This is a genomic window from Hydrotalea sandarakina (assembly GCF_003254115.1).
Lineage (GTDB): Bacteria > Bacteroidota > Bacteroidia > Chitinophagales > Chitinophagaceae > Hydrotalea > Hydrotalea sandarakina.
In genome coordinates, this window is the sequence record NZ_QKZV01000002.1 from 167410 (window position 1) to 183460 (window position 16051).

The following is a 16051-nucleotide window of genomic DNA, read 5'->3' on the forward strand; positions in this document are numbered from 1 at the left end:
AACCGCATCTCATTTTAAAGTAAATTATCATGGACGCAAAACAAATTTTAAATGCTGATTTCCTTGACATCCTGTTTGAAGGCAGGAACAAAGAATATGGAGCATATGAATTGCGCAAAACCTATAATAAGCGAATAATTACAGGTATAATTGTTATGCTTATTTTTACTGCGCTTTTCTTACTGCTTACCGTGTTGGGGAATTCAACCAAAAAAGCAAAAGCACAAATATTTGTGCAAGATGTTTCTTTGGCTAATGTTACCGAAAAACCTAAAGAACCACCACCACCGCCACCACCACCACCACCAAAGGTGGAACCCCCAAAAGTGGAGATTACCAAATTTACTCCTCCTAAAATTGTAAAAGACCAGGAAGTAAAAGAACCACCTCCGGAAGTTGCCAAATTGGAAGATACTAAAATTGGTACCATTAATCAGGAAGGTGCGAAAGATATGGGTATCGTTGCTCCTGTTGTTGAAAACAAAGGAACCGGTGTTGTGGAAGCACCCAAACAACAAGAAGATTATGATAAAATCTTTACCGTTGTGCAAATACAAGCCGAATTTCCCGGCGGTATGGCAGCTTGGCAAAAGTTTTTGGAAAGAAACTTGAATGCCAGTGTTCCTGTTGACAATGGTGCACCTCCCGGCAAATACACTGTAGTATTAAGCTTTATAGTTGATAAAACCGGTGCCATCAGTGATATCAAAGCTGAAAATGACCCGGGATATGGTACTAAGGAAGAAGCTATTCGTGTATTGAAAAAAAGCCCTAACTGGAAGCCGGCTGTTCAAAACGGTAGAAATGTAATTTATCGTCAGCGTCAAAGCATTACCTTCCAGGTAGCTGATGAATAGATATTCAACTAATGCAATAATTAAAAGCCTGTATTAAATACAGGCTTTTTTGTGCCGAGCATAAATCATTTTTACCTTATTTATTTCCTTATTTTGCTGCCATTAATCTATTCAAAATCATGCAACTCATTTCTCCTTCAACAACCATTGTAGCATTAGCTACGGGTAACGGACAAGGTGCCATTGCCGTTATACGGTTAAGTGGTAAAGATGCTATTTCAATTGTTTCTACATTTTTTAAAGGCAAAAATCTGATTGGTGAAGCAGGGTACACCCTTCATTTTGGCGAAATTGTAAATAATGATGAAGTTATTGATGAAGTGTTAGTTGCTTTGTTCAAAGCGCCTAAAAGTTATACGGGTGAAGATGTGGTTGAGATAAGTTGTCATGCATCAGCATACATCATTGAAAAAATTATTCAATTGTGCATTGAACACGGTGCCCAATTGGCAATGCCCGGGGAATTTACACAACGTGCTTTTTTAAACGGGAAAATGGATTTGACCCAAGCAGAAGCTGTAGCAGATTTAATTGCCAGTAATGCAGCTGCTGCACACAGGGCGGCAATGCATAACTTAAAGGGTGGCTTTAAGCATGTTTTAGATGAGATGCGCGAACAACTTATACATTTTACCGCCCTCATTCAATTAGAACTTGATTTTAGTGATGAAGATGTAACTTTTGCCGATAGGTCTCAATTGGTTGCATTACTGAATCAACTGTACAATCAAACCAACAATCTAATCCAATCATTTGCATTGGGTAATGCCATAAAAAATGGAGTAAATGTTGCCATTGTTGGAAAACCAAATGCCGGTAAAAGCACACTTTTAAATGCTTTATTAAATGAAGAACGTGCAATTGTTAGTGCCATACCCGGAACTACCCGTGATACTGTTGAAGAGTCTATTAATATCAATGGAATTATTTTTAAATTAATTGATACTGCCGGTATCCGCAACCACACAGTAGATGAGATTGAAGCTATAGGCATTGCCAGAAGTAAAAAAGCATTAGAAAAAACTGATGTTGTAATTTTTTTGTTTGATGTAAATGATTCATTAGATACTGTAATGCAACAAATTAATGAATGGAATTTACTTCAATACAAATGCATTGCCGTTGGTAACAAATGCGATTTGTTGGATAATAACCTTGCATATATGCAGCATCATTTTGCTGATCTTCCTATTCAACAAAAAATTTTTATTTCTGCGCTTCAAAAAAATGGCATCGATGCAATTAAAAATTTGTTGTATAATATGGTTGTTGGTGGTCAACTAAACTTTGAGCAAGCTATTATAACGAATATTAGACACTATCATGCACTAATTGAATTAAAAAATGCATTAGTTGAAGTTCAAAATGGATTACAACAAAACTTACCGGGCGATTTGCTCACCATCGATATTAATCATTGTCTTTATTTCTTAGGTACAATAACAGGTAAAATTGAAACGGATCGTGATATTTTAGGAGCTATTTTTAGTAAATTTTGTATCGGAAAATAATTTACTCCCTTTCAGTTAAATATTTTAACCTTTTAATGCATATTCGGTATGGCTTATGTTGCTTATAGCGGTGACATTTAGTTCATTAAATAATAACAGGGTGTGAATACTTCTTTATATTTTTATCGTAATATTGCGATTAATAAAAAAATTTCTATGGCCACCAATACATGTACACCGGCACACGAAAGAAAGAAGCTAAGTTTTTTGGATCGTTATTTAACGCTTTGGATTTTCTTAGCAATGTTATTAGGCATTTTAATTGGGTATTTATATCCTAAAACTGCAACATATATCAATAGTATGTCATCAGGAACAACGAATATCCCTTTGGCCATTGGTTTAATTTTAATGATGTATCCCCCTTTTACAAAAGTTAAATACAATCAACTGCGCCAAGTTTTTGTAAATGTAAAAGTGCTGGGTATTTCGTTACTGCTCAATTGGATAATTGGTCCCATATTAATGTTCATACTTGCCATTATATTTCTGCATGGATATCCTGCATATATGACAGGATTAATATTAATTGGGTTAGCTCGTTGTATAGCTATGGTAATTGTTTGGAATGAATTAGCAGAAGGAAATCGCGAATATGCAGCCGGATTGGTAGCACTGAATAGTTTATTTCAGGTATTTTTTTATAGTATATATGCTTACTTATTTATTACAGTGCTTCCACCGATTTTTGGATATAAAGCCACTGCCGTACATATTACCATTGTTCAAATTGCTAAAAGTGTTGCTATATATTTAGGTATTCCTTTTGTTGCAGGATTTTTTACAAGATATTTTTTACTGCAATTGAAAGGTGAAGCATGGTATCAGAAAAAATTTATTCCATTTGTATCGCCAATAACCTTAATTGCTTTATTGTTTACGATAGTTGTAATGTTTAGTTTAAAAGGCGAACTTATTGTACAAATACCCTTTGATGTTGTTCGAGTTGCAATACCATTGGTAATTTATTTTGCCATTATGTTTATAATTAGCTTTTTAATTGGCAGAAAAATGGGTGTTGATTACTCCGTAAATACCTCTATAGCATTTACAGCGGCAGGCAATAATTTTGAATTAGCAATAGCAGTGGCAATAGGAGTTTTCGGAATTGCCAGTGGAGAAGCATTTGCCGGTGTAATCGGCCCTTTGGTTGAAGTGCCCGCTTTAATTGTGTTGGTTAATGTAGCCTACTGGATAAGGGATAAATGGTTTATAATGCGCCCAAAAGATATGCATAAAATTAGTACCTAAATTATTTGCGCAATTGATATTTTATGATTTAAATATGGTTTGTGCTGTAACTTTAACTACATCATAAGCCATATATGCTTTTTTCTGAAAAAATTATTCGGTTTAATCGGCAGCTGCATATTCCATTTAGCTTACCTCAAAATATAATGGCCTTTAATCCATTTAAAAATGATAAGAATGCATTAACGGCCATGGAACAATTCTATCGAAAATTTTATAGCGATAATTTTCAGCGCTTTTTTATAATAGGTATTAATCCCGGGCGTTTCGGCGCAGCGGTTACAGGTATTCCTTTTACTGATTCAAAAAGATTAATTGCTGATTGTGGAATTGAATTTAAAGGCAAAATAACACATGAGCCATCTTCCGTGTTTGTATATGATGTAATTAAGGCATTTGGGGGAGTTGAAACATTTTATAAGCATTTTTATATTAATTCCATTGTGCCATTAGGCTTTGCCAAACTATCATTGAATAATAAATGGTTGAACTATAACTACTATGATCATGTTGATTTAAAAAATACCTTAAAGCCATTTATTGTGCAAAGTATTAGAAAGCAATTAAAATTTGGCTTGCATACCCATATTGTTTTTTGTTTGGGCAGCGGTAAAAACTATGCTTATTTGAAGCAGCTAAATGAGGAATTCAGGTTGTTTAAAGAAGTAATTCCCTTAGAGCATCCACGTTTTATAATGCAATACAAACATGCTGAAAAGCAAAGCTATATTGAAAAATATTTAATGCTTTTGCAACAAGCAGTAAAATAATTACTATAAACGTTTTAAAATTAGTTTATCATTTTTACTTCTATATTTCCGGTAAATGAAGTAAATTTATGATGTTTTTTTTACGCAAGTTCTTTGTCTTCTCTAGTTAGAAATTATAAAATTCATAAATGTTCAGTTATGCAAAATGATTATTTGAAAATTACCCGACAATTAAATACGGCAAAAGGGAGTTTCACCTACTATAGTCTCCCTGAATTACAAAAACAGGGTTACAATATTGAAAAAATGCCATTTTCAATTCGCATTCTTTTAGAAAACGTGTTAAGAAATTTTGATGATTTTGCTATTACTAAAGAAAATGTGGCAACACTTTTAAACTGGCAACCAAAGGCTTCAGATAAAGATATTCCCTTTAAACCTGCAAGAGTTTTAATGCAAGATTTTACAGGCGTACCTGCCGTAGTAGATATTGCTTCCTTACGGACAGCCATTGCTGAAAAAGGTAAAAATCCTGATATTATCAATCCACTTATTCCCGTTGACCTTGTAATAGATCACTCTGTTCAGGTTGATTATTTTGGAACAGAATATGCCTACAATAAAAACATGGAAGAGGAATATACGCGTAATGAGGAGCGTTACAAATTTTTAAAATGGGCACAAAAGTCATTTAATAATTTCAGTGTAGTACCCCCGGGAATGGGCATTTGTCATCAGGTGAATTTGGAATATTTATCCAAAGGTGTAATAGATAGAGATGGATTAGTATTCCCTGATACTTTAGTTGGAACCGATAGCCATACACCCATGGTAAATGGTATTGGCGTGGTAGCTTGGGGTGTGGGTGGTATTGAAGCAGAAGCTGCTTTGTTAGGACAACCGGTATATTTTATTATGCCCGAGGTAATAGGTTTAAAATTAACAGGAAAACTACCGGTAGGTACTACTGCAACAGATATGGTATTAACTATTGCAGCATTATTGCGCAAATATGGTGTTGTAGGAAAATTTGTAGAAGTATTTGGCGATGGATTGGACAGCTTAACGGTTCCTGATAGAGCAACAATCGGTAATATGTCACCAGAATTTGGTTGTACCATTACTTACTTTCCTATTGACGATAAAACTATAGAATATATGCGTTTAAGTAATCGTTCTGCTGAGCAATTGGCATTAGTAGAAGATTACTGCAAAGCCAATATGTTGTGGCGAACCGGCAATGAAGATATTCATTACACAGATGTTCTGACACTTGATTTATCAACTGTTTCGCCAACAGTATCCGGCCCTAAACGTCCGCAAGACAAAATTTTATTAAAAGATTTTAAACCAACTTTCGTTCAATTATTAAAATCCGGATTTGGACGGGAATATATTGCAACTAATGATACCATTCTTGAAAAATGGAAAGGCGAGGGCGGTAGTCAGCCCATGTATGTACAGGATAATGAACCGGCAAATGTGGTTGATGTAGAAGTGGAAAATGGAATGAAAAAAGTTTGGGTAAGCTTGGGTGAAGAACAATTTATGTTAAATGATGGTGCTGTGGTTATTGCCGCAATTACTTCTTGCACCAATACTTCCAACCCTTATGTAATGTTGGGTGCCGGATTGGTTGCACGCAAGGCACGTGCAATGGGTATTGATGTTAAACCTTGGGTTAAAACATCTCTCGCACCGGGTTCCAAAGTAGTAACTGATTACTTGAAGAAAGCGGATTTGCTTACTGATTTAGAAGCATTACAATTTCATGTAGTAGGATATGGTTGTACTTCTTGCATCGGTAATTCCGGTCCGTTACCTTTTCATATTGCAAAGGCCATTGAGGATAATGATTTGGTAGTAGCCTCAGTATTATCAGGGAATAGAAATTTTGAAGCAAGAATTCATCCGCAAGTAAAAATGAATTTCCTGATGTCGCCCATGTTGGTAGTAGTTTATGCTTTAGCAGGAAGGGTTGATATCGATTTGATGAATGAGCCGATTAGTTATGATAAAAACATGCATCCTGTTTACTTGAAAGATATATGGCCAAGCAATGATGAAATCAATGCCATTATGCAAAAAGTGCTTTCACCAAAAGATTTTGAAAATAATTACAAAACTATTTTTGATGGTAATGCTATTTGGCAAAATTTATCTATTTCAAATGATAAGGTATATCAATGGAATCCCGAATCAACATACATTAAGCAAGCACCCTTTTTCCAGGATATGCCCAATGAGCCTGCTCCATTCCAAAATATTGAAAAAGCCAGAGTGCTGCTTATGTTAGGTGATAGTATTACCACCGACCATATTTCACCTGCCGGTTCATTTTCCGAAAATTCTGCTGCAGGAAAATATTTAATTAGCAGGGGGGTTCCAAAAGCAGAGTTTAACTCTTATGGCTCACGTCGCGGACATGATGAAGTAATGGTGCGGGGTACATTTGCTAACGTTCGTATAAAAAACAAAATTGCTACTAAAGAAGGAGGCTACTCGGTTTATTTGCCTACAAACGAAGAAATGACCGTATATGAAGTGGCCATGAAATACAAAGCACAACATACACCTTTAATAGTTTTGGCTGGGAAGGAGTATGGTAGTGGCTCTTCCAGAGATTGGGCTGCGAAAGGTACTTTTTTGTTAGGAATTAAAGCTGTAATTGCGGAGAGTTATGAAAGAATACACCGTAGTAATTTAGTAGGTATGGGTGTATTGCCATTGCAATATTTAAACGGTGAAAATGCTGAAACACTGGGCCTAACCGGTAAAGAAACTTTTTCAATTACCGGTATTGCCGAAAATTTAAAGCCCTTAAAGCAATTAGATGTTACCGCCACTAACGATGCGGGTAAAACTATTCAGTTTAAAGTTGTTGCCCGCTTAGATTCTGATATTGAAGTGGAATATTACAAGCATGGAGGTATTCTTCAATATGTTTTGCGTCAGTTTTTAAAGCAATAAATCATTTAATTTTCAAAGCATATCCTCTTTCTAAAAACGCCCTACACCATTGTGTATGGGCGTTTTTAAAATTTATTTTATGAAAAAAAATATTGTTTTAAAACGTGTTTACGATCCACCTTCTGATAATGATGGTTTACGAATATTAGTAGATAGAGTTTGGCCCAGAGGCCTTACTAAAGAAAAAGCTAAAGTTGATGTTTGGCTAAAAAATATTGCACCTTCTACTGCATTACGTAAATGGTTTGCGCATGATATTAGTAAGTGGCCCGCTTTTGTTGAAAAATATCAAACTGAATTGAAACAAAATAATGATGCAGTACATACATTAATAGAAATTGCTTCTAAGCAAAAATGCACTTTATTGTTTGGTGCAAAAGATGTAGAACATAATCAGGCAGTTGTATTATTTCAATTTTTGCAACATCTGAAAAAATAATTTTAATTCCATAGTTTTTTACCCTTCGTCAAGGCAAATCTGTTATTCGTCCGGATTTAAATACTTTCTTTAAGTAGCTGTTTCCATATTTGTTAAAAAAATATGGTACTCAAAAATCTTATTGTTTTTATTTGTTTAAGTAGCTTCTACATTTCAACCGCCCAAAGTGTTGATACCGTTGATTTCCATTACAAACATTTCCATCTGAAAAATTTACATTCCGGTCAACGAAAATATTTAGTTTACAGTGAGGATTCAGCTACGCAAAAAAAATCAGGTGTGTATATATGGGAAAGAAATATTGCTTTGCCACATCATTCCAATGAGCCTATTGTAATTGATCAAAAATGGTTCAGTTTAGACAGCCAGCTTTTTGTTAGAACTATTCATTCTGAAGTAGATGCGCACACATTTTTGCCCACATTACACCATACCATTCTTTCTGCAATTGGTAGGCCACAACATACAGAACATTATTTGTTTACTCCGCAATTAATTTATACAGATTCTTTAATTAGTAATAAAAAATTTAAGTTGGCAGTAGCGCATCCCATATTTAACTGGGAGTTAGATTTGGAAACTTTTTCCATTTTGCCTTTACAGATAGGAAAATCCTTCGTCATCAATTTCTATCATCCAGGTTCTACTATACTTCCGTTTTATTATTTGTACACCGTTGAAGGGATGACTACAATATCTCGTTATGCGCAAAAATCTATTCCTTGCTACCAAATAAGAATTAATTATCCCAATTCTCATAATTATAGTATTTGGTGGGTAGATGTTAAAACCCATAACGTAATAAAAATGAAAGAGTACTTTAACGGTAAATACAGATATAAATTACTTCTAAACGCGTAAATCTGTCATTGCTCCTGTTTTTTGAGGCATTCTTCCGTTTATACTTCGACATCTTCAATCCAATATTTTATTTCGCACTTTCAAATTTCTGTCATCACTAAATATATCAATATGAAAAAGTATTTTAGCTTATTTGGTTTCATGCTTTTTTTTGCTTTGCAATTAAGTGCACAAGCAAAGTTTGATTCCGCAACTTATAATCAATATTATAATAAACTATTTCCGTCAATGACTATTGATTCTTCTACGCATGTTACCTCATTGAGTGATGAAGAAAAGATTGAAGCAATTAGTAAAGTTTGGTATGAGGCTAAATTCAACTTTGCCAATTTTGATAAAGTACCTTATTTAAATTGGGATAGTGTGTATAAGGCATTTCTGCCAAAGATGCTGGCAACTAAAAACATTAAGGAATCGTACAGAGTATTACAGCAAATGAATCAACTGTTGCGCGATGGCCATTCACGTATCATTGAGCCATTGTATTATTTTTTAAAAGAAAATGATAAACTACCTTTCATTTGCGGAAATATAGATAATAAAGTAGTAGTTATAAAAAATTTGAGTAATGATACTGCGTATCAATCTGTAACGCCGGGTACCATCATTACTGCAATTGATAACATTCCCATTCAGCAATATATTAAAGAAAACATAAGCCCTTACATTCATTTTTCAACACCGCAGGATAGTATTAGCAGAATATACACTTACGAATTGTTTAAAGGGTTACGGGGTAGTAAAGTGCAGCTAACATTTCAAGATGTTAACAATCGTATCGTTACTAAAACTTTTACTCGCTCTTCTAATTTCTTTTTACCTAAAATTATATATTCTGTATTGCCCAATAATATTGGCTATTTAATTGTTAATAGCTTTGAAAGCGATGATATTGTGAAAAGTTTTGATAGTCTTTTTCCTGCTATTCAAAAATCAAAAGCTTTAATTATTGATGTGCGCTTAAATGGTGGGGGTAATAGTAATATTGGCTATGAAGTTTTAGGATGCTTAACCGATAAGCCTTTTCTTACTTCGTTAAATGTTTTGCATACGTATCGTCCTTCGCAAAGGGCATGGGGTGATGGTGCTGTTGCTTTACAATTAGAAACGGATGATTGGAAACCTTACAAAAAAGTTTTGTATAGTAATCCTGTGGCAGTATTAACTTCTGCTGCAACTTATTCTGCCGCTGAAGATTTTACTGTTGCCTATAAACAAATGCAACGCGGAAAAATATTTGGATCTCCCACAGGGGGAAGTACCGGTCAACCTTTGGGATATAACTTACCGGGCGGCGGTTTGGGTTTTATTTGCACCAAGCGTGATGTAATGGCGAATGGAACTGAATTTGTTGGTGTAGGTGTTATTCCCGATGTTCAGGTAAGTGCTACACTTGCCGGAATTCGTTCCGGTAAAGATGAGGTGTTAAACGCAGCAATTCAATATCTGTTAACTCAAGTTAAATAATTTTATATGAAAAAAATTTATTTTCTCTTTTTTGTCTGGTATTTGTCTTTCAATAACTCAGCCATGGCCACTATTCAACTCTGCAGCAATAGTATTATTTATCATAATGGTACTATAAATGATACTTTACCCAAATCTCGTATCTTTTTTGTACCGGTAATTACATATGCACCGGAAACGAATGTTGCTTTGGGTATTAGCGGAATATGCAGTTATCAAAAACCTTCGTCAGATACTTCTTACTTGCAATTAACCGCTATTTATACCTTCAATCAGCAAACTATTTTGGATGCTGCATTGCGACATTATTTTCATAACAATAAAAACTTATTGTTAGCCAATACAGTGTATAAAAATTTTCCGGAATATTTTTATGGATTGGGCAATACGACACCCGATTCCTTATCACAACTTATTTCAACGCATTCATTGCGTGTTAACATTGAATGGTATCAACAAATTAAACCTTATTGGTATGTGGGTGGAGTTATTAATATGCTTGATTATTTTAGTATTCATGCGAATGATCCTAATAAAATTCCCTTGCCGGAATTGGGGAACAGTGGTGGTTACACATTAGGACTCGGTGCAAGTATTTTACACGATAACCGTGATAATGCTTTTAATGCAACAAAGGGATGGTATTTATGTGCAAATGTTGTAAGCTTTAATCAACAATTTGGCAGTGCTTATAATTTTGTCAAATCAAATGTTGATGCTCGCTACTATTTTCGCACCAATAGTAAAACTGTATTGGCGGGTCAATTATTGTATCAGGGTAATTCAGGCAATGTACCTTTTTGGCAAACTGCTGCTTTAGGGGGTAGTAATATGATGCGTGGTTTGTATGCAGGTAGGTATCGCGATAATTATCTTTTAGCCGCACAATCCGAATGGCGCTATCAATTCAGTAAAAAATGGGGCTTCACAACATTTGCTGCATTAGGAAAAGTGGCTAATACCATGAATGAATTGGATTTGGACAATGTACATTCAAGCTATGGAATAGGGTTTAGGCGAAGAATTACGAAAAATAATAAAATAAATATTCGTATTGATGTGGCTAGAAGCGGCGGTGCTACTAACTTTTATGTAAATTTAGCTGAAGCGTTTTAGCAAAAGTAATACACTAAATTTTTTTGCGTGAAATTGTGTACTGTTATTTACTTAATAGTTTCTTTTATTCGGCCTGTTGTTATTCATAGGCCGATTTTGTTGGAAACGATTATTACTGCTACTGTTTCTATTATTTTCTTCGGCTTGCGTTACAGAAATTTTTTTACCGAGCATTTTTACGCCATTCAATAATTCAATGGTTTCTTTTGCTTCATGTTCGTTAGGCATTTCTACAAAACCAAATCCTTTGCTTTTGCCGGTTTGTTTGTCTTTTACAACTATGGCCGATCTAACGTCACCATACAATTCAAACATTTCCCTCAAATCGGTTTCATCAATATCGCCTGGCAGGCCACCAATAAAAAGCTTCATAGTTACGGTTTGAAATTAGTTACAAAAATAATCAATAAATGCTTCACTTGCTATTTTAAATCATTTAGCAAATCGTTATAGTTGTATCGTTAAATTTAATTGTCGGATTATTCTTTTTCCATTAAATATGCCCACTTAATAATGCAATTTGTTTAATTTCGACTGAATACGTTTTTGCATGAACATCTATTTATTGAAAATATTTTTAATTCTAAATTTTTCTTTTTTCACTTTTAATCACCATGCTTCTAATGGTGTTATTACACAAAATGCCAACGAACATAAAGTTGCATTTATTGAACAAGATTGGAATTTGGCCAAGCAGCAAGCCAAGGAGGCTAATAAACTAATATTTGTTGATGTTTATGCAACTTGGTGTGGGCCTTGTAAAATGCTACAACAAAAAACCTTTACCAATGCAAAAGTGGCCGAGTTTTTAAATACTCATTTTATTAATCTATCTATTGATGCCGAAAAAACAATTGGCCCACAAGTGGCTCGTTATTTTGGTGTAACGGCTTATCCCACTTTGGTATTTACTGATGCCTCGGGAAAGCCGGTGTTATATACCATGGGCTACATGGGCCCTAAAGCATTTTTAAAGTTTGCCAATGCAGCATTAGCCAAAACTCAAAAGTAGTTAAGGAAAATCTGTCTCACCCGTTTATTGTTGTATTAATCAGCTAAATTTACCGTTAATATAAAGCTGTAAAAGGTTTTTAAAGGTTTTCGTTTATTTTTGAAGCATTCGGCTTGGTTGCAACTATTTAAAATATTCTTCATTATGGAAGTAAATAAAAATTTGGTGGAAAAATTGGCGCATTTGTCGCGCTTAACCATTGCAGAAAATGAGATGCCTGAAGTGATTAACGATTTAGAAAATATGATTGGTTTTGTGGAGCAATTGCAAGCTATTGATACATCAGATGTGCAGCCGCTCATGTATGTGGGGCAGGCCATGAATGTGTTTCGGGAAGATGAAGTGAATGATGAAATAACCCAACAGCAGGCTTTAAAGAATGCACCATTACATACCGATGAATTTTTTGAAGTGCCCACTGTTATAAAAAAATAAAGAAAATATTATTTGTATGGAAACTGTTATTCAGCTTCAAAATATTGAAAAAAATTATTACATGGGTAACCAGGTAATTAAAGTGCTGAAGGGTATTAGCCTTTCCATACAAAAAAATGAATATGTTGCATTAATGGGACCATCGGGTAGTGGAAAAAGTACGTTAATGAACATTTTGGGCTGCTTAGATTCCCCAACTTCAGGCCACTATATACTTAATGGGCAAGATGTAAGTAAAATGCCCGATGATAAGCTGGCAGATGTTCGTAATAAAGAAATTGGCTTTGTATTTCAGCAATTTAATTTGTTACCCAGATTAACTGCTGCGGAAAATGTGGCTTTACCTTTAATTTATGCAGGTGTTGGAAAAAAAGAAAGAATGGAACGCGCTATTGAAGCCCTGCAAAAAGTAGGTTTAGGTGAACGTAGCCATCATAAATCAAATGAATTAAGTGGTGGACAAATACAAAGAGTAGCCATAGCCCGTGCTATTGTTAATAACCCCTCTATTTTATTAGCTGATGAACCTACCGGAAATCTCGATTCTAAAACCTCGGTTGAAGTAATGGAAATTTTTGGAAAAATTCAGGAAGCAGGAAACACTGTTGTGCTGGTTACGCATGAAGAAGATATTGCGCATTATGCCAAGCGAATTATACGCTTACGCGATGGTTTAATTGAAAGCGATAATAAGCAGCCCGATGCCCATCCGGCCTTCATTTAAAATCTTTTCTTCAAATTTATTTTCTGTGTTTTCAAACTTTTTAAAGAATACATTTGTATTGAACATACGCATGTATATTCCATAAAAATATGTCAATTAAAATTTATACAAAAACCGGTGATGCAGGTAATACCAGCTTAATTGGTGGAACTAAGGTTCCTAAAAGTCATTTGCGAATTGAAAGCTATGGTACTATTGATGAATTGAATTCATTTATAGGATTATTGAATGATCACCTTTTAACCTTTGATGCATTAAAACCATTAAATATTGATTTGAAAGAAATTCAAGATCGGTTATTTACTATTGGCTCGGCATTAGCCTGCGATCCTGATAAAGAAACCCGCATGAAGTTGCCCGATTTAACTGAAAATGATGTGCATTGGTTAGAACAACGCATAGATGATATGCAGCGTGAATTACCCGAAATGAAGCATTTTATTTTGCCCGGGGGACATGTTGCTGTATCTACGGCACATATTGCTCGCTGTGTTTGTCGCAGGGCAGAACGTTTATGTGTGGCCATGCAATTGCAAAACTTGTTTATGCCGCCATTGGTTCTTCAATATCTCAATCGTTTAAGCGATTATTTGTTTGTGTTAGCACGTTATATTGGTCACAGCTTGCATGTTCCCGAAGTGGCGTGGAAGCCCAGGATTTCTTAAATCAACAAATATTGTTAAGAAACTATTAGGCCATCTTTCATATGTAATACGCGGTTGCTTAGTGCTGCTAATTCTTCATTGTGTGTAACTATTAAAAAAGTATGACCCAGTTCTTGTTGCAGGCGTAAAAACAAGTCGTGTAAATCTTTTGCATTGGCACTATCTAAGTTACCAGTGGGCTCATCGGCAAATACAATATCGGGCCTGTTAATTAAAGCCCTGGCTACTGCAACGCGTTGTTGCTCGCCGCCGCTTAACTCGCCCGGTTTATTGTGTAACCTATTTGCTAATCCCAATAAAGTGAGTAGTTCGGTAGCATGGGTTTGCAATTCTTTATTACTGCGTTTTAAAATCCAGCCGGGCACACAAACATTCTCCAGTGCGGAAAATTCGGGTAATAGGTGGTGAAATTGAAAAACAAAGCCAATATGTTGATTGCGATAAGCGGCTAATTTTTTCCCTTTTAATAGGTGTAATGGTTGATTGTTTAACCAAATTTCACCTTCGTCCAAAGCATCTAAGGTGCCTAAAATGTGCAATAAAGTGCTTTTGCCGGCACCGGATGAGCCAACAATCGACACAATTTCACCCTGTTTTATCTCTAAATTAACCCCCTTTAATACCTTCAATTGGTCGTAGTTTTTAATAATATTTTTTGCAACTAACATAGGCTTCTGACAAATAACCGTGTAAACATCGGTTAAATTTTATCATTTTATCATTTTTTTTAAACATTTCAAAAATACGTGTAAACCCATTTTGGTAGTTTCGCAGATACGGTTACTTTTGCACAAAATTTTTAAATATGTTCTGGACATTAGAACTGGCAAGTTATCTGGAAGAGGCACCATGGCCTGCTACTAAAGATGAGTTGATTGATTACTCTATCCGCAGTGGTGCACCTATAGAGGTGGTTGAAAATTTGCAGGAATTAGATGACGAAGGAGAAATTTATGAAAGTATTGAAGACATTTGGCCCGATTACCCAAGTCAGGAAGATTTCATGTTTAATGAAGATGAATACTAAAACACAACCTACCTCATTTTAAATACATAAAACCACCTGAACAGGTGGTTTTTTTATGAATAAAGAACGTTCGTTAGTTCACTTTTTTAACTAAAAAGGTTCAAGCACATGGTGCGCATTGAACCTTTCAAGTATGCTTTTTATTTTTTATTTACTCTAAACCCATTTTTTCCATAATTGCATTGCTTACGCCGGTTGAAGAGTAGCCGCCATCGTGGAAAATGTTTTGCATAGTAACCATGCGGGTTAGGTCAGAGAATAAGGTAATACAAAAATTGGCGCAATCTTCTGCAGAAGCATTGCCTAATGGCGCAATAGCGTTTGCATAATCAAAGAAATCGCCAAAGCCTTTAATACCTGTTCCTGCAGTGGTTTTGGTGGGTGATTGTGATACTGTGTTAATACGTACTTTTTTCTCAACACCATAGTGGTAGCCAAAGCTTCTGGCAATTGATTCTAACATAGCTTTTATATCAGCCATATCCGTATAAAAAGGATAAGTGCGTTGGGCAGCTGCATAAGTTAAAGCCACCACACTTCCCCATTCATTAATGGCATCTAACTTTTTAGCTACAGCCAGCATTTTATGCAGTGATAAAGCTGACACATCAATTCCTTTTAAAAAATAGTCGTAGTTGAGGGCTGTATAAGGAATGTTTTTACGAATATTCACGCTCATGCCAATGGAGTGTAACACAAAATCAATTTTACCACCCAATACTTCTTGGCTTTTCGAAAATAAATTAGTTAGTTCATCAACATTGGTAGCATCGGCAGGAATAATGGTTGAACCTGTTTTTTCGGCTAATGCATTAATTTGGCCCATACGCATAGCAATGGGTGCATTGGTTAATACAAAAGTGGCGCCTTCTTCATGCGCTTTTTCAGCCACTTTCCATGCAATAGAGTTTTCATCTAAAGCTCCGGTAATTATCCCTCTTTTCCCTTTTAATAAGTTGTATGCCATAGTTTGTATTTTTCGTGAATGGTATATGAATTAAAAGCC

At 35.1% G+C, this 16051-nt stretch carries 17 protein-coding genes; 14 read left to right on the forward strand and 3 right to left on the reverse strand.

The features are described from left to right. Positions 1-29: 29 nt before the first annotated feature. The 9 genes from LX80_RS03650 (at position 30) to LX80_RS03690 (ending at position 11182) form a co-directional block, all read left to right on the forward strand. Positions 30-857, forward strand: coding sequence for an energy transducer TonB (locus LX80_RS03650; RefSeq protein ID WP_111293703.1), 828 nt, complete (start codon positions 30-32; stop codon positions 855-857). Positions 858-976: 119 nt separating this feature from the next. Further along, entirely contained in the window at positions 977-2368 is a 1392-nt protein-coding gene (gene mnmE / locus LX80_RS03655; protein WP_111293704.1) for a tRNA uridine-5-carboxymethylaminomethyl(34) synthesis GTPase MnmE, read from the forward strand. A gap of 156 nt (positions 2369-2524) precedes the next feature. Then, complete coding sequence (gene arsB, locus LX80_RS03660; protein WP_111293705.1) at positions 2525-3619, forward strand: ACR3 family arsenite efflux transporter; 1095 nt, start codon at positions 2525-2527, stop codon at positions 3617-3619. 74 nt (positions 3620-3693) lie between these two features. Beyond that, positions 3694-4389 carry a uracil-DNA glycosylase family protein gene (locus LX80_RS03665; protein WP_111293706.1) on the forward strand — a complete coding sequence of 232 codons (696 nt, stop codon included), beginning with the start codon at positions 3694-3696 and terminating at the stop codon, positions 4387-4389. Positions 4390-4527: 138 nt separating this feature from the next. After that, positions 4528-7299, forward strand: a complete 2772-nt coding sequence (gene acnA, locus LX80_RS03670; protein WP_111293707.1) for an aconitate hydratase AcnA — start codon at positions 4528-4530, stop codon at positions 7297-7299. 79 nt (positions 7300-7378) lie between these two features. Beyond that, positions 7379-7738: a DUF488 domain-containing protein gene (locus tag LX80_RS03675; protein ID WP_111293984.1), complete on the forward strand. Its 360-nt coding sequence runs from the start codon at positions 7379-7381 to the stop codon at positions 7736-7738. Between the two features lie 102 nt (positions 7739-7840). Beyond that, positions 7841-8599, forward strand: coding sequence for a hypothetical protein (locus LX80_RS03680; RefSeq protein WP_111293708.1), 759 nt, complete (start codon positions 7841-7843; stop codon positions 8597-8599). A gap of 111 nt (positions 8600-8710) precedes the next feature. After that, the gene (locus LX80_RS03685; protein ID WP_111293709.1) at positions 8711-10066 is read left to right on the forward strand and encodes a S41 family peptidase; all 1356 of its coding nucleotides are present in this window, start codon (positions 8711-8713) and stop codon (positions 10064-10066) included. 6 nt (positions 10067-10072) lie between these two features. Beyond that, positions 10073-11182: a BamA/TamA family outer membrane protein gene (locus LX80_RS03690; protein WP_111293710.1), complete on the forward strand. Its 1110-nt coding sequence runs from the start codon at positions 10073-10075 to the stop codon at positions 11180-11182. 51 nt (positions 11183-11233) lie between these two features. Here LX80_RS03690 and LX80_RS03695 read toward each other — a convergent pair whose 3' ends face one another. Next, complete coding sequence (locus LX80_RS03695; RefSeq protein WP_111293711.1) at positions 11234-11554, reverse strand: RNA recognition motif domain-containing protein; 321 nt, start codon at positions 11552-11554, stop codon at positions 11234-11236. A gap of 178 nt (positions 11555-11732) precedes the next feature. Here LX80_RS03695 and LX80_RS03700 point away from each other — a divergent pair, with 178 nt between their 5' ends. The 4 genes from LX80_RS03700 to LX80_RS03715 all read left to right on the forward strand — a co-directional run bounded on the left by LX80_RS03700 (position 11733) and on the right by LX80_RS03715 (position 14018). Continuing rightward, positions 11733-12194 carry a thioredoxin family protein gene (locus LX80_RS03700; protein ID WP_111293712.1) on the forward strand — a complete coding sequence of 154 codons (462 nt, stop codon included), beginning with the start codon at positions 11733-11735 and terminating at the stop codon, positions 12192-12194. 144 nt (positions 12195-12338) lie between these two features. Further along, the gene (gatC, locus tag LX80_RS03705) at positions 12339-12629 is read left to right on the forward strand and encodes an Asp-tRNA(Asn)/Glu-tRNA(Gln) amidotransferase subunit GatC (protein WP_111293713.1); all 291 of its coding nucleotides are present in this window, start codon (positions 12339-12341) and stop codon (positions 12627-12629) included. Between the two features lie 16 nt (positions 12630-12645). Continuing rightward, positions 12646-13353 (forward strand): ABC transporter ATP-binding protein, encoded by a 708-nt coding sequence (locus LX80_RS03710; RefSeq protein WP_111293714.1) that lies wholly within the window; start codon positions 12646-12648, stop codon positions 13351-13353. An 89-nt stretch (positions 13354-13442) separates the two neighbouring features. Then, the gene (locus LX80_RS03715; RefSeq protein ID WP_211307692.1) at positions 13443-14018 is read left to right on the forward strand and encodes a cob(I)yrinic acid a,c-diamide adenosyltransferase; all 576 of its coding nucleotides are present in this window, start codon (positions 13443-13445) and stop codon (positions 14016-14018) included. Positions 14019-14032: 14 nt separating this feature from the next. Here the strand turns inward: LX80_RS03715 and LX80_RS03720 are convergent, their stop codons facing one another. Next, positions 14033-14686, reverse strand: a complete 654-nt coding sequence (locus tag LX80_RS03720; RefSeq protein WP_111293715.1) for an ABC transporter ATP-binding protein — start codon at positions 14684-14686, stop codon at positions 14033-14035. Between the two features lie 137 nt (positions 14687-14823). On the opposite strand from LX80_RS03720, the gene LX80_RS03725 reads away from it, so the two are divergent. Continuing rightward, positions 14824-15045, forward strand: coding sequence for a DUF2795 domain-containing protein (locus tag LX80_RS03725; protein WP_111293716.1), 222 nt, complete (start codon positions 14824-14826; stop codon positions 15043-15045). A gap of 151 nt (positions 15046-15196) precedes the next feature. On the opposite strand, the gene LX80_RS03730 is transcribed toward LX80_RS03725, so the two are convergent. Next, positions 15197-16012 carry an enoyl-ACP reductase FabI gene (locus LX80_RS03730; protein WP_111293717.1) on the reverse strand — a complete coding sequence of 272 codons (816 nt, stop codon included), beginning with the start codon at positions 16010-16012 and terminating at the stop codon, positions 15197-15199. Positions 16013-16051: the final 39 nt, after the last annotated feature.